Annotated in this window: 8 protein-coding genes; 4 read left to right on the top strand and 4 right to left on the bottom strand. The window is 62.7% G+C overall.

Annotated elements, in window-relative coordinates; all coding sequences use genetic code 11:
• Nucleotides 1–36 precede the first annotated feature (36 nt).
• The 3 genes from ACPWMG_RS10335 to ACPWMG_RS10325 form a co-directional block, all read right to left on the bottom strand.
• Complete coding sequence (locus ACPWMG_RS10335) at nt 37–996, bottom strand: alpha-E domain-containing protein (RefSeq protein ID WP_483304552.1); 960 nt, start codon at nt 994–996, stop codon at nt 37–39.
• Nucleotides 997–1,028: 32 nt separating this feature from the next.
• On the bottom strand, nt 1,029–2,582 hold the full coding sequence (locus ACPWMG_RS10330; RefSeq protein WP_483304551.1) for a circularly permuted type 2 ATP-grasp protein: 1,554 nt from the start codon (nt 2,580–2,582) through the stop codon (nt 1,029–1,031).
• 249 nt (nt 2,583–2,831) lie between these two features.
• Nucleotides 2,832–5,456 carry a DNA internalization-related competence protein ComEC/Rec2 gene (locus tag ACPWMG_RS10325; RefSeq protein ID WP_483304550.1) on the bottom strand — a complete coding sequence of 875 codons (2,625 nt, stop codon included), beginning with the start codon at nt 5,454–5,456 and terminating at the stop codon, nt 2,832–2,834.
• Between the two features lie 451 nt (nt 5,457–5,907).
• Between ACPWMG_RS10325 and ACPWMG_RS10320 the strand changes: the two genes are divergently transcribed.
• From ACPWMG_RS10320 to ACPWMG_RS10305, 4 genes are all read left to right on the top strand, one after another.
• Nucleotides 5,908–9,456 carry a transglutaminase family protein gene (locus tag ACPWMG_RS10320; protein WP_483304549.1) on the top strand — a complete coding sequence of 1,183 codons (3,549 nt, stop codon included), beginning with the start codon at nt 5,908–5,910 and terminating at the stop codon, nt 9,454–9,456.
• 238 nt (nt 9,457–9,694) lie between these two features.
• The gene (locus ACPWMG_RS10315; protein ID WP_483304548.1) at nt 9,695–12,334 is read left to right on the top strand and encodes a circularly permuted type 2 ATP-grasp protein; all 2,640 of its coding nucleotides are present in this window, start codon (nt 9,695–9,697) and stop codon (nt 12,332–12,334) included.
• 4 nt (nt 12,335–12,338) lie between these two features.
• Complete coding sequence (locus tag ACPWMG_RS10310) at nt 12,339–13,352, top strand: transglutaminase family protein (RefSeq protein ID WP_483304547.1); 1,014 nt, start codon at nt 12,339–12,341, stop codon at nt 13,350–13,352.
• Between the two features lie 131 nt (nt 13,353–13,483).
• On the top strand, nt 13,484–13,945 hold the full coding sequence (locus ACPWMG_RS10305; RefSeq protein ID WP_483304546.1) for a RidA family protein: 462 nt from the start codon (nt 13,484–13,486) through the stop codon (nt 13,943–13,945).
• Between the two features lie 21 nt (nt 13,946–13,966).
• Here the strand turns inward: ACPWMG_RS10305 and ACPWMG_RS10300 are convergent, their stop codons facing one another.
• A complete protein-coding gene (locus tag ACPWMG_RS10300; protein ID WP_483304545.1) occupies nt 13,967–15,619 on the bottom strand; it encodes a methyl-accepting chemotaxis protein in 1,653 nt (550 codons plus the stop codon).
• Nucleotides 15,620–15,718 lie beyond the last annotated feature (99 nt).

The following is a 15,718-nucleotide window of genomic DNA, read 5'->3' as shown; positions in this document are numbered from 1 at the left end:
AATCCGTACCCGCTATGTTAGCCACTGAGTTAAACATTACGCCGCAGGAGCTCCCAAGAATTCGCGGCTCACGTGTGCGCCGAGTTCGTTCACGCGGTCGAGAAACTGCGTGAGGAAGGCGTGCAGGCCCGTGGCCAGGATTTCGTCGATGCGCGCAAACTCCAGGTCGGCCTTCAGGCGACCGGCACGGCGCAGGGTTTCGCTCTTGGGGTCACTGGACACCACCGTCAGGTTGCTGACCACTTCGTTCAGGCAGGCGCTGAGCGAGCGCGGCATGTCGGAGCGCAGGATCAGCAGCTCGGCCACGCGTTCGGGCTTGATCACGTCACGGTAGACCTTGCGGTACACCTCGAAGCCAGACACAGTACGCAGAATGGCGCTCCAGTGGTAGAAGTCGTACTCTTGGTCGCGGCCGGTGGCGGCGCCATAGAAGTCGCGCTCTACCGCGTGGAACTTCACGTCGACCAAACGTGCGGTGTTGTCGGCGCGCTCCAGGAATGTGCCCATGCGCGAAAAGTAAAACGCTTCGTCTTGCAGCATGGTGCCCAACTGCACCCCACGCGAGAGGTGCGAGCGGAACTTCACCCAATCAAAAAACTGCGCCGCATCTTCTTCAAACGCGCCCGACTTGAGCATGCGGTTAAGTTCGATCCAGGTTTGGTTTTGCGTTTCCCACACTTCGGTGGTGAGGCTGCCACGCACGGCGCGGGCGTTTTCACGCGCGGCGCGCAGGCACGAGAAGATGCTGGAAGGGTTGGTCTCGTCTTTGACCATGAACTCCATCACCGAGTGCGCGTTGATCTCGCCATATTTCTGGGTGTAGGGGTGCAGCAGTTCGCTGATCGACAACAAACCTTGCAGCCCACTTTGCGCCGCCGCATCGGTTTGCGCCAACAGCGAGCTTTGGTAGTTGATGTCCAACATGCGCGCGGTGTTCTCTGCACGCTCGGTGTAACGGGACATCCAGAACAAATGGTCAGCGGTACGTGAAAGCATCTTGTAATTCCTGTTCGTGTTCTGGCTTTAACTCAGGCTGGTTTGGCGGCGGTTTGGGTTTGCGTCTGGCTTTGTGAAGCCGTTGCGGCTGCGGCGCCGTTGGCAGCGCCATTAGCGGTGCCGTTGGTGTCCCCCTGCAAGATCCAGGTGTCTTTGGTGCCGCCGCCTTGCGACGAGTTCACCACCAGCGAACCTTCCTTGAGCGCCACGCGGGTCAAGCCACCCGGCACCATTTGCACTTCTTTGCCCGACAGCACAAACGGCCGCAGGTCGATGTGGCGCGGCGCGATGCCGCTTTCGACAAACGTGGGGCAGCTCGACAAGCTGAGCGTGGGCTGGGCGATGTAGCCGCTGGGGTTGGCCAGCAGGGCCGCGCGAAACTCTTCGATCTCGGCCTTGGTGGAAGCCGGGCCTACCAGCATGCCGTAGCCGCCAGCGCCGTGCACTTCTTTCACCACTAGGTCTTTGAGGTTGTCGAGCGTGTACTGCAACTCGTCTTTGTTGCGGCACATGTAGGTCGGCACGTTCTTCAGGATGGGCTTCTCGCCAAGATAGAACTCGATCATCTTGGTGACGTAGGGGTAAATCGACTTGTCGTCGGCCACACCGGTGCCCACACCGTTGCAGATGTTTACGTTGCCGGCCTTGTAGGCGGCCATCAAACCCGCGCAACCTAGCGTAGATGTGGGGCGGAACACTTGTGGGTCGAGGAAGTCGTCGTCCACCCGGCGGTAAATCACGTCGACTTGCTTGGGGCCGCGCGTGGTGCGCATGTAGCAGAAGTTGTCTTTGACGAACAAGTCCTGCCCTTCGACCAGCTCGATGCCCATTTGCTGCGCGAGGAAAGCGTGTTCAAAGTAAGCGCTGTTGTACATGCCGGGGGTCAGCACGACGACGGTTGGGTCGGCCGTGGTGGCGGGGGCCGAGGCGCGCAGCGTCTCCAGCAGCAAGTCGGGGTAATGCGCGACCGGCGCCACGCGATGGCGGTTGAACAGGTCGGGGAACAACCGCATCATCATCTTGCGGTTTTCCAGCATGTAGCTCACGCCGCTGGGCACGCGCAGGTTGTCTTCGAGCACGTAGTACTCGCCGTTGCCTTGGGCGTCCGGGGCGCGCACGATGTCGATGCCGGAGATGTGCGAGTAAATGTTGTTGGGCAAGTCCACACCCACCATCTCGGGGCGGAACTGGGCGTTGTTCATCACCTGCTCGGCGGGAATGTGGCCGGCCTTGATGATTTCTTGGTCGTGGTAGACGTCGTAGATGAAGCGGTTCAACGCGGTGACGCGTTGCACCAGACCGCGCTCCATGTCAGCCCATTCTTTGGCCGGGATGATGCGCGGAATCAAGTCGAAGGGAATGAGGCGCTCGGTGCCCGCGCCGTCTTCGTCTTTGGCGCCATACACGGCAAAGGTAATGCCGACCCGTCGAAAAATCATTTCAGATTCTTCGCGGCGCTTGGCCATCATGTCTCCGGGCTGTTTCGCTAACCAGGCATCGTAGGTTTTGTAGTGGTCACGTACCTGCGCACCGTCAGAGAAAAACTCGTAAGGCAAGTTGGTGTACATCTCGTCAAATTTCGCCATGAATTGTTCTCTCCTTGAAGTTACAGAATAGCAAGTTGCGCGCCATGACGGTGCAAATTCTGGCAACGACGTGACATTCCTGAAACGAGAGGTTGATGTCTCCTCGCTGCCGTCGTGCAAGCGCTACGGTGCGCGCTTAGGTGTGGGGGCATGGCTATTTTTCGCATTGACGAAACTGCATACATTTTTTATTTAGTCTACATGACTGCATCCACCTGACACATAAAAAAGCAGGTAATTCAATCGCGTTCAATTGTCAGGATTTGCCTCTGTTTCACCTGTGCCAGCAAATGCATGCTGCCAGTAGTGCGGATTGGTCTGACGCTCACAAGTAAAGCTTTGCGCGGCCTCGGAACGCCAACCTAAAGCACCACACGGCGCCGACTGCACCAGCGCAATGCCGCGCAGGCTGTAGCGCTCTTGCACGCGGGGCGCGGGGTGGCCAAAACGGTTGCGATAGCCCGCCTGCACGATGGCCAAGGTGGGCGCCACCGCATCCAGAAATGCGGCGCTAGACGAAGTGTTGCTACCGTGGTGCGGCACCAGCAGCACATCGGCGCGCAGTTGCGGCGCCGCCTCTGAGACCAGGCGCGCTTCCTGGGGCTGCTCGATGTCGCCCACCAGCAAGGCGGTTTGCGTGCCATTGGAGATGCGCAGCACGCAGCTCAGCGCGTTGGGCTTAATGCGGCCATTGGTTGGCGTCAAGGGTAGCGCCGATGATGCTTGCGCCACCGGTGGCACATAGTCTTGCGACCGCGGGTGCAGCACGTCAAAACGAATACCGTCCCACTCCCAATGCTGCCCCGCCAGACAGCGCTCAATCGGGCGGGTTTGCGCCAGCACATGGTTGGGCTCGATGGAACTGAGTAGCCGCGCACCCGGCTGGTTTTGCAACACGGCTTGCGCGCCACCGCTGTGGTCGCTGTCGCTGTGGCTCACCACCACCAGGTCAAGCCGCTCGCCCAGGGCACGCAGCAAAGGCACCAGTACCAGGTGGCCCGCATCACTCTCGGTGCCAAAGCGTGGGCCGGTATCGAACAACAGACTGTGTGTGGCCGTGCGCACCAACACGGCATTGCCTTGGCCAATGTCTGCGGCCAACAACTCGAACGTACCAGACGCAGGGCGTGCGGGCTGCCACAACAACATGGGAAACAGTAGCGGCAGGCCCAACGCGCGCCAGCCCCAGGGCACACGCAGTACCAACAAAAGAGCGCCCAAGGTGCCAGCCATGCCCACCCACAAAGGCGCGGCAGGCAACGTCAACATGGCCCACGGCCACATCGCCAGCCAGCCCAGCACCACCGCTTGCACCTGCACCGCTGCAGCCGCCACATGCCATAAAGGCGAGGCCACCACCCCCAGCATGGCCAGCGGCGTGACCACCAAGGTCATCCACGGAATGGCCAGCAGATTCGCCAGCAAGCCCACTACCGACACCTGCTGAAACAGCACCAAACCCAGCGGCGCCAACGCCAGCGTGACCACCGCCTGCTCGCGCACCAGCGCAGCAGCACGGCCATAAGCGCCCCTCACAACTCTAAGGCCCAATCGCCCCTCTACGCTTTGCACCTCTGCGGAAGCCGCTCCTGAATTGGAAGCAAACAGCACACCTACCGCCACGAAGCTCAACCAGAACCCGGCCTGCAACAACGCCCACGGGTCGACCAGCAACACCACCCCACCCGCCAAGGCCCAGACCAGCAGCCACGGCCAACGCACACCACCCAAACGCAGCAGCGCAATCACGGCCAACATCACCACCGTGCGTTGCGCAGGCACGCCCCAACCACTGAACAACGCGTACCCCGCCGCCAGCAACACACCGCCCACCAAGGCCACCGAAGGCGCGGGCCACAGCAGACAGGCCTGCCATCGGCCGATCACCAAGCGGCGCCAACACCACCCCACCACGGCGGCAGCGAGCCAGGCGAACATGGTGATATGTAACCCTGAGATGGATATGAGATGCCCGACACCCGTCGCGCGGAACACATCCCAGTCCGCGCGATCGATGGCGCTTTGGTCGCCCACCACCAGGGCGGCCACCACGCCTGCATTGCGCTTGGCCTGCTGGACTAGCGCTTGGGGCGGCGCATCGCCCACATCATCGGGCTGGTCCAGCTTGCGAAAAATAGCGTCGCGCACACTCTGGCGGGCCGACTCTACCGGGTGTTGCCAGGTGTTTTCCAGGCGCTGGGGCGGCGCATTGCGCGGGCCATCACGCACGTAGCCGGTGGCTTGCACGCCCTGCTCCCACAGGCGTAGCTCGTAGTCAAAACCAAAGGGATTGCGGTTGCCGTGCGGGGTTTTGAGGCGCACCGTCATGCGCCAGCGTTGGCCCGCACGCACGTCAGATTCGCCCACGGCAGGCACGTTCTGAGCCAGAGGCTCGGCGCCCCAAGCGGCAGCCCGATACCAACTCAGTTGCAGCAGCGGAGGCAGACTGACCGCCTGACTTTGACCCTCGGCTTTTAGCGCCGCCGAAGCCACCTCGAACAGAAAACGCTGGCCCATCGCGTTGCGCTGCGGCATGGCGGCCACCATGCCGGTCACTTCGATGTCTACGCCTTCGAGCGCCGGGTCTAGAGCGCTCTGCGCAAACCATTGGCTGCGCGCGCCACACAAGGCAAACGCCAATGCTACGGCGCCCAAGCCACACACCAGTGCAGTGCCGAACTTGTCCAAACGTCGCGCGCCTGTCCAAGCCAGCGCCATCAATACCAACCCAGCGGCAGCCAAGGCTGCATAACGGTTCAGTGACCACAGCGCCGCTTGCTGCAATTGCCACGCCGTGCCCAAAGCCCAGCCCAACAGCCAAGGGGCCAGGTAGATGGCGGCGCGGTGGAACAACAGCGAAGGCTCGCGGTGCATCGCGCCATGCTACCGGGGCCAGCGGCGCGCGGGGCGGCTTTACGTCGTTAGCGCTGTGGTGTGCTGACGACAGCACCGCGCAATCTTCTGAGTTGGCCATGCCCATAACGCGCGGGGCACCATGGGCTACGCCACAGCGGCAAAAATTTCAAAAAACATAGCAGCTACTGCGCGTGCCACAAGCGTCACCAGCCTATTCAACTCAAACACAGGGCATATTCGATTGCGCCATGCAAACGACCAGGCAACACAGCAAAACAGCTACGGCCTTTCGCCACCGCATATCGACGCCTGCACCCGCTCACGCGCTGCACATCTGCCACACACTGCGCATCAACCCATGCCAAACTCAACTGGCAGCACTCGCCCCGTTTGGCTCAGCTCTTGCTAGTATGCGGTGCAAGCCCGGGCTGGCGGGCAGCACTCTCTCAATGCATTCCGAGAACATTCAATGTCCATTCATGCCGCTCTGAACCACGTCACCCATTACAAGTACGACCGTCCGGTCAACCTGGGGCCGCAGGTGATCCGGCTGCGCCCGGCACCGCACTGCCGCAGCAATGTGATCTCGTATTCGCTCAAGGTCGAGCCCGCCAACCACTTCGTCAACTGGCAGCAAGATCCGTTTGCGAACTACCAGGCCCGCCTGGTGTTCCCCGAGAAAACCACCGAGTTCAAGGTCACGGTGGACCTGGTGGTCGAAATGGCGGTCTACAACCCGTTCGACTACTTCCTCGAGCCCGACGCGCAGAACTTCCCCATCAAGTACAGCAAAGACCTGACGGAAGAACTGTCGCCCTATCTGGCCACCGAGCCCATCACACCGCTGGTCAAGGCCTACCTCGACAAGCTCGACGTCTCCAAGCGGCCCACCAACGACTTTCTGGTCTACATCAACCAGCAGGTACAAAAAGACATCAAGTACCTGATCCGTATGGAGCCGGGTGTGCAAACCCCCGAAGAAACGCTGGAAAACGCCAGCGGCTCGTGCCGCGATTCGGGCTGGCTGCTGGTGCAACTGCTGCGCCACTGCGGCATGGCGGCGCGGTTTGTGTCGGGCTACCTGATCCAGCTCACGCCCGACGTGAAAGCGCTCGACGGCCCCAGCGGCACCACGGTTGACTTCACCGACTTGCACGCCTGGTGCGAGGTGTTCTTGCCGGGTGCAGGCTGGGTGGGGCTGGACGCCACCTCGGGCCTGTTCGCTGGTGAAGGCCACATCCCGTTGGCCTGCACACCGCAGCCATCGAGCGCCGCGCCGATTGAAGGCGGCGTGGACAAAGCCGAGGTGGATTTCAGCCACCACATGCAGGTCACACGGCTGTATGAATCGCCGCGCGTCACCAAGCCCTACACCGACGAACAATGGGCCGACATCGTCGCCCTGGGCCACAAGGTCGACAAAGACCTGACTGCAGGCGACGTGCGCCTGACCATGGGCGGCGAGCCCACCTTTGTGGCGGTAGAAAACCGCGACGCCGCCGAATGGAACACCGACGCCCTGGGCCCCACGAAGCGCGGCCTGGCCACCGGCTTGGTGCAAAAACTGCGCGCCAAATACGGTCAAGGCGGCTTTCTGCATTTTGGCCAGGGCAAGTGGTATCCCGGCGAGCAACTGCCGCGCTGGGCGCTCAACATCTTCTGGCGTGCCGATGGTCAACCCGCCTGGCGCAACCCCGATTTGTTTGCCGACGAACGTGTGCCCTCGCACTACACCAGTGAAGACGCGAAGCGCTTCACCACGCAACTGGCGCGCAACTTGGGGCTAACCAGCGACTACATCGTGGCCGGCCACGAGGACGTGTGGTACTACCTGTGGCGCGAACGCCGCCTGCCGGTGAACGTGGACCCGTTCAACTCCAAGCTCGGCGACGAGATGGAGCGCGCGCGTCTGCGCCGTGTGTTCGAACAAGGCCTCGAAGCCGTGGTGGGCTATGTTTTGCCCGTGAAGCCCGCCGACGGCCCGCGCCTGGCCGGCCCGGTGTGGACCACCGGCCCCTGGTTCTTCCGCGACGAACGCATGTACCTCATGCCCGGCGACTCGCCCATGGGCCTGCGCCTGCCGCTCGACTCATTGCCTTGGGTCAGCGAAGCGCAGTACCCCTACCTGATCGAGCAAGACCCATCGCTGCCACGCCAGCCGCTGCCCGAATCGAGCAGCATGTATGCGCGTTACGCACCGGGCGCCGTCGCAGCACGCCGCCCTGCCGCAGCCGCAGCCGCTGCCTCTGCGGCGACCGGCAGCCGCGCCACCATGCCCTACCAAGCCGGCCCTAGCCCCACGCCTGAAGCCGCACGTGTGCGCCAGGACGGCACGGCCGCAGCGTTTGGCGGCACACCTCCCCTGGGCAACGCTACCAAGCCCGGCCAGACCGAACCGGACACCTTTGCCCGCGTGCCCGTGCGGCAGGAATCGGCGCATTGGATCACCCGCACAGCGCTCTGCGTGGAAGTGCGCGACCCGCGCCGCGCCAGCGGCCCCAAGGCCGAAGCCGTGGGTACCAAGTCTGGTGTGATCTACGTCTTCATGCCACCGCTTGAGTTGCTTGAAGACTATCTGGAGCTGCTGGCCGCGATTGAAAACACCGCAGAACAACTGGGCGTGAAGTTGGTACTTGAAGGCTACCCGCCGCCACGCGACCCACGCCTGAAGCTGCTGGCCGTCACCCCCGACCCCGGCGTCATCGAAGTCAACGTGCACCCCGTGGACAACTGGGGCGACCTGGTGGCCAACACCGAATTCCTCTATAACGCCGCGTTTGAATGCCGTCTCTCGGCCGAGAAGTTCATGACCGACGGCCGTCACACCGGCACCGGCGGCGGCAACCACTTTGTGATGGGCGGCTCCACCCCCACCGACAGCCCGTTTTTGCGCAAGCCCGAGCTGCTGACCAGCATGCTGCTGTACTGGCACAACCACCCGTCGCTGAGCTACCTGTTCAGCGGCATGTTTGTCGGCCCCACCAGCCAGTCGCCACGCGTGGACGAAGCGCGCAACGACCAGTTGTACGAACTCGAAATCGCCATCGAACAAGTGGCCAAGAACCGCGAGAAATACGGCCAGGAAATGCCGCCGTGGATCGTCGACCGCACGCTGCGCAACATCCTGATCGACGCCACCGGCAACACCCACCGCAGCGAGTTCTCCATCGACAAGATGTACTCGCCCGACAGCAGCACCGGCCGCCTGGGCTTGCTGGAACTGCGCGGCTTTGAAATGCCACCGCACGAGCGCATGAGCATCGCCCAGCAACTGCTGCTGCGTGCCCTGGTCGCGCGCTTCTGGAAGACGCCTTACAAGGCACCCGCCACCCGCTGGGGCACCGAGTTGCACGACCGCTTCATGATGCCGACGTTCATCCAGATGGACTTCAACGACGTCATCGACGAAATGGTGGCCGCAGGTTTTGCGTTTGACCGCAGTTGGTTTGCGCCGCACCTGGAGTTCCGCTTCCCGCTGGTGGGCACGGTGCAGAGCCACAGCATGGAAATCAGCCTGCGCAATGCCCTGGAGCCGTGGCACGTGCTGGGCGAAGAAAGCTCGTCCACCGGCACCGCGCGTTATGTTGACTCGTCGCTGGAGCGCATCGAGGTCAAGGTCACCGGCATGAACCAAAGCCGCTACGTGGTCACCTGCAACGGACAGGCACTGCCGATGCAGTCCACCGGCGTGGCGGGCGAATTTGTGGCGGGTGTGCGCTACCGCGCTTGGAACCCACCTTCAGCGCTGCACCCGACCATTGGCATCCACGCACCGTTGACTTTCGACATCGTGGACACCTGGATGAAACACTCCATCGGCGGCTGCCAGTACTTTGTGACGCACCCCGGTGGCTTGAGCTACGAGAACTTCCCCGTCAACGCTTACACCGCTGAGAGTCGACGCCTGTCGCGCTTCTCGCGCATGGGCCACACCCCAGGCACCATGGTGGTGCCACCGGCCACCATTAACGTGCCGGCAAGCAAGGAGTTCCCGTTCACGCTGGATCTGCGGCGCTAAACCAAGCCTATATCGGTGCACAGCCGCAAAACCCTTCGCCGGCCAAGCTGGCGAAGGTGAGCGAAAATGGTGCGTTCTGTGAGCCCTTTGCTAACGTCGGCACAAGGGCTTTTTTATTCCAATGCAATCATTGCCACCGATGCTCATCGGCTTGGCGACTGAATGTGTTCTTCTGTCACGCTTTTCGGGAATTTTGCGACGCGCATTTCCTGACACCGATGTGACAATCCCATGCACCGTGGATACCAAGAATATTTCCCTCTTTGAAAACCAGGGCAGCGAAAGCGGCCCCTCGCTCGCTTCGTTGTTGGCGCGCCCTGTCATGCCGGGCCACTACGACGAACTGCGTGGCACGTTCTCGCCCACACCCACCAGCATCCCCGCCGGCGCCACACAACACGAAAACCATGCGCCGCTCACGCCCGAATGGACCGCCTTTTTCGAGCACCTGGGCCACGACGGCTTTGCCGACCTGAACCGGCGCACCACGCAACTGCAGCGCCAGTTGCGCGACAACGGCGTCACCTACAACCTCTACGCCGATCCCGAAAATCCGCAACGTCCCTGGGCGTTGGACCTGTTCCCGCTGATCGTCTCGGCCGAAAGCTGGACGCAGATTGAAGCCGGCGTGCTGCAACGCGTGCGCCTGCTCGACCGCGTGCTGGCCGACGTCTACGGCCCGCAGCAACTGCTCAAGCAAGGCCTGCTGCCGATGGCACTGGTGCAAGGCCACCCCGGCTACCTGCGCTCCATGCACGGCGTGGAACCGCTGGGCGGCACCCGCCTGCACATCGCCGCATTCGACCTGGCGCGTGGGCCGGACGGCAAATGGTGGGTGGTGTCGCAACGCACGCAAGCCCCTTCCGGTCTGGGCTACCTGCTGGAAAACCGGCTGAGCATTTCGCGCCTGTTCCCCGAAGCTTTCCACGACATGAAGGTGCAGCGCCTGGCCGCCACCTACCGTGGGCTGATCGACGGGCTGAAAAAGATGTGCCCGCAGGGCAACGACGCGCACATCGCACTGCTCACACCTGGGCCCTACAACGAAACCTATTTTGAACACGCTTATCTGGCGCGTTACCTCGGCCTCACGCTGGTCGAAGGCAGCGACCTGCTGGTGCGCGACCAGCGCCTGTACCTCAAAACGTTGAAGGGCCTAGAGCCCGTGCACGGTCTGCTGAAGCGGCTGGACGACCAGTTCCTCGACCCGCTGGAGCTGCGCCCCGACTCACGCCTGGGCGTGCCGGGATTGCTGCAGGCCATTCGCGCGGGCAACGTGCTGGTGGCGAATGCGCCCGGCTCGGCCTTTCTGGAGTCGCCAGCGCTGCTCGGCTTCTTGCCTGCGCTGTCGCAAAAATTGTTTGGCGAAGAGCTGCAATTGCCCGCCCTGCCCACCTGGTGGTGCGGCGAACGTGCAGCCATGGAGTCCGCCCTTCCCGAGCTGATCAACAGCGTGATCAAGCCCACCTACCGTGGGGGCAGCGGTCACCAGGCCTTTGAAGCGGTGTTGGGCCGCCACCAATCGCGCCGCGAGCTCGACGAATGGGCTGGCCGCATCTTGCGCCAAGGCGACGAGCACACGGTGCAAGCGTACCTGCCGCTGTCGCAAATGCCCACTTGGTCGGCGCACTTGAACCACGCGCCGCGCATCTCGCCACGCTCGGTGATGTTGCGCGTGTTGGCCGTGTCTGACGGCCCGAACTCCTGGCGCGTATTGCCCGGCGGTCTGGCCCGCATGGGCAGTGTGCGTGGTGACGATATTGCGTCGATGCAGCGCGGCGGCAGCAGCGCCGACGTGTGGGTGATGACGCGCGGCGAGGTCGACCAAACCTCGCTGCTGCAGACCCGCATCGCCCCCGAAGTTCTCAAACACCGCCAGCGCGTGGTCACCAGCCGTGCAGCTGAAAACCTGTACTGGCTCGGCCGCTACACCGAACGTGCCGAAAACACCATGCGCCTGGCGCACGTGATCCTGGAGCGCCTGGGCGAGACCGATCAGGCCGACACCGGCTTTCTCAACTGGATGCACGAGATGGCGGTAGACCACGGCCTGGTGCTGCCCGCCGTGCCTTCGCCCGTGCAGGCACGCCGCGTGTTCGAACGCTCGTTGATTGCCGGTTTGTCCAACACCACCGACCAGGCCAGCGTGGGCTACAACCTGCGCGCCATCCGAGGCGCAGCCTCGGTGCTGCGCGAACGCTTGGCACCGGCGCAGTGGAACGTCATCACCGAAGCCGAAACCTCGTTCTTCACCCGTTGCCAGGAAAACACCCGCAGCGGCGATTTTTCGCCCATGGAGGCGCTGCGCGTGCTGGAAGCCACACGCACCCACATGACCACCATGACGGGCGCGCAAACCGACCACATGACGCGCGACGACGGCTGGCGCCTGCTGAGCATCGGCCGCCACATCGAGCGGCTGGGCTTTTATGCGTCAGCCCTGCTCAACGGCAGCGTCACCGGCTCCATGCACTCCAATAACGGCTTCGAAGCCATGGTAGCGCTGTTCGATAGCACCATCACCTTCCACGGCCAGTTCCAGCAAAGCCGTGACATTGCAGCACTGCTGGATTTGCTGGTGCTCGATCTGGACAACCCACGCGCACTGGCCTGGGTGGCCAAAACCTTGCGCGGCCGCCTGGCCAAACTCAATGGCGACGGCGAAGGTCCGCAAGACGCCAGTCCACTCGCGCAAAAAGTCCCCATGCCGGCACGCTGGTCACTTGAGCAAATCAGCCAAGCCGACGCCGAGGGGCGCTACCCTGCGCTGGAGCAACTACTGGCCCAAACCTCGCAGAGCGCCTACGATGTGTCTGACGAAATCAGCTACATCTACTTCCTGCATTCACGCGACTCGAAACAGAGCTTAGGGGCCTAAACCAGTGGAACTGGACATCACCCACGAAACGCACTACGACTACTCGCCGATGGTCGACACGGCCGAGCACATGGTGCACCTGCGCCCGTTGACCAACAACCACCAACAGTTGGTGAGCCACACGCTGGAAGTGTTGCCCAAGCCGTCGCACATCAACCGTTCGCTCGATGTATTCGGCAACGAGCGCGCCTTTATTTCGCTGCAGTCGCCGCATGAAAGCCTGACGGTGGTGGCGCAAAGCAAGGTGCTGACGCGCACCCCCACACCGGTCAAAAGCGAGATGTCGTGGGAGGACGTGCGCGAGCGTTTTCGCTACAGCGCGGGGGCCGAGTTCAACCCGGCGGCCGAGTTTGCGTTTGCCTCGCCTTACGTGCCGCGCCATGCGGACTTCACGGCCTACGCACGACCCAGCTTTCCACCCGGCAGACCGTTGCTGGACGCCGCGCACGACCTGATGGAGCGCATCTACACCGACTTCACCTACGAGTCGAGCGCCACCGAGGTCAACACCCCGGCAGTCGAAGCCCTGGCGCTGCGCAAAGGTGTGTGCCAGGACTTCGCCCACATCATGGTGGCCTGCCTGCGCATGATGGGCCTGCCCGCACGCTACGTCAGTGGCTACATGCTCACGCAACCACCGCCCGGCCAGCCGCGCCTGATTGGCAGCGATGCCTCGCACGCCTGGGCCTCGGTCTACGTGCCCGATGCGCCCGAGGGTTTGAACTGGTGCGACTTCGACCCGACCAACAACCGCCAGCCCGGCGAAGACTACGTGACGCTGGCCACTGGCCGCGACTTCTCTGACATCTCGCCCATGCGCGGCGTGATCCATGGTGGCGCCAGCCATTTGCTCAGCGTGGCGGTCACGGTGATGCCCGCAGAGGAAGCCGCCGCAGCGGTTGCGGCGTCAGCGGCATCTACGGGGCAATCTCAGCAACAGTCGCAGCAGACATCACAACTGCCATCCCAAGAACAGTTCGCGCTGCAATCCCAGCCATCGCAACAGCAGTTTCAGTAGGCCCGCCCCGGGCCTCCCTGGCCCTGCCTCTAGAATGCTTGGGCACGGGCTGCGATGCTACTTATTCAGAAGCACGCTCCGCTCGTCCAGATTGCCTCAATGGCACTTTCCCATCTCAACTGGAGCCCAACATGAGCGTGTACGACAAACTGCAAGAACTCAGCATTTCCCTTCCACCCGTGGCCGTGCCGGCTGCGGCCTACGTGCCGTTTGTGCAGACCGGCTCACTGGTGTTTTTGTCGGGCCACATCGCCAAGAAGGACGGCAAGGTGTGGGCGGGCCAATTGGGTAAAGACATGGAAACCGCGCAAGGCCAGGAAGCCGCACGCGCTGTGGCCATTGACCTGCTGGGCACGCTGCACGCCGCCGTGGGCGATCTCAACAAGGTCACACGCATCGTCAAGCTGATGTCGCTGGTGAACTCGGCCCCCACCTTCACCGAGCAGCACCTGGTGACCAACGGCGCCAGCGAACTGATCGCCGCCGTGTTTGGCACCGCCAAGGGCGCGCATGCGCGCAGCGCTTTTGGCACGGCGCAAAACCCCATGGGCGCCTGTGTCGAGATCGAACTGATCGCCGAGATCGCCGCTTAAAGCGTTAGCACGAGGCCGGGTTCAGGAAGCCCGAAGCCGGGGCAAATCCGCATTGCCAATAGCAGCACCGGCGCCAGGTTGAGCGCGCGACCGGGCAGAGCCCAGCACCGGGCTGTTCGCCGGCTCGGTGGCACTCAGGCGGAAGAAGGCGACGGTGCGGGTCAACTGCTCGGCCTGTTCGCGCAGGCTTTCCGCTGCCGCAGCACTCTCCTCGACCAAAGCCGAGTTCTGCTGCGTCATCTGGTCCAGGTTGCCCACCGACTGGTTGATGCCGCCAATGCCAGCGCTCTGCTCGTTAGCTGCCGCCGAGATGTCGCCGATGATGTCGGTCACCCGTTTCACCGACTGCACGATGTCCCCCATGGTGGTGCCGGCCTGGTCCACCAGCCGCGCGCCAGACTCCACTTTCTCGACCGAGGTGTTGATCAAACCCTTGATCTCTTTGGCTGCCTCGGCACTGCGCTGCGCCAGGCTACGCACTTCGCTCGCCACCACCGCAAAGCCCCGGCCCTGCTCGCCAGCACGCGCAGCTTCGACAGCGGCATTGAGCGCCAGGATGTTGGTCTGGAACGCAATGCCGTCGATCACACCAATGATGTCGGCAATCTTCTTGCTGCTGTGGTTGATGTCTTCCATCGTGGCCACCACATCTTTCACCACCGAGCCGCCCTTCTCGGCCACTGACGACGCCGTTGCCGCCAGCGTGCTCGCGGCGCGTGCGCTGTCGGCGCTTTGGCTGACGGTGCCGGTCAGTTCGGCCATCGAAGCGGCGGTCTGCTGCAGGTCACTGGCCGTTTGTTCGGTACGCGTGGACAGGTCGTTGTTGCCGGTGGCGATTTCGGCGCTGGCGATGGCAATGCTGTCTGTGCTGCGGCGCACCTGGCTCACCATTTCGCTGAGCGAGTTGTTCATCGTCATGAGCGAGCGCAGCAGCTCACCAAATTCGTCTTTGCGCGACGAATCCAGGCGCATCGTCAAGTCACCCTCGGCAATGCGCGCAGCCAAATCGTTGGCCTGCACCAGCGGCTGCTGAATGCTGCGGATGAGCCAATAGGCTCCCGCCAGCAAAGCCACCACAATCACCAGCAAGGCCACGAAGGTCAATTGCATGGTCACAGTGCGCGCGGCCTTGGCCTCATCCTGTGCAGCGGCCGATGCTTCCTCTTGCAGTTTCACAAAGTCTGACAGATCGCCCAGGTACTTCTTGACCGAAGCGTTGTAGCGGCTGCTCACCAGGGTGGCGGCCTCTTCGGCCTTGCCTGCGGCCTTGAGCTTGACGGCATCGGAGCGCAAGCCCACCATCGATTGGCGGCTTTCCGCGATCTTGGCCATCTGCTCTTTGTCGATCTGGCGCAGGTTCATGGCTTCAATGCCTTTTTGCACCGTGGAGATCTGCGCGCTGGTGGCGGCGATCACGTCCTTGAATTCGTTTTCGATCACCGCTTCGCTGCTCAAGATCAGCGCCTGCGTGCGCGCAGCATTGGCGGTGGTCAAGCCGGCCCATTGGGTGGCGGCTTGCACACGTTTGGTCATTTCCTGTTGAACCGTGGCGTTGTCGTCTTGCAAGCGCGCCGAGCGCTCACCCGCGATCACGATCAAGGCAAGCAAGGCGGCAATGATCACGACGACCGCGCCCCAGAGTTTTGCGGCGATGCGCACATTGCTCAAGTTCATGAAATGTCTCCCGTCGGTAGTAATACAAGCTGTATAGCACCGCAGAGAAAGCCAATCAATGCTTGTATTTACCCACTTGGAAACACAAATGGCGGGAAA

This window comes from Hydrophilobacter chitinilyticus (genome assembly GCF_049860745.1).
Taxonomy (GTDB): domain Bacteria; phylum Pseudomonadota; class Gammaproteobacteria; order Burkholderiales; family Burkholderiaceae_C; genus Rhodoferax_B.
Note: the sequence above shows the minus strand (reverse complement) of the source record. Positions and strands in the feature narration are given on the sequence as shown.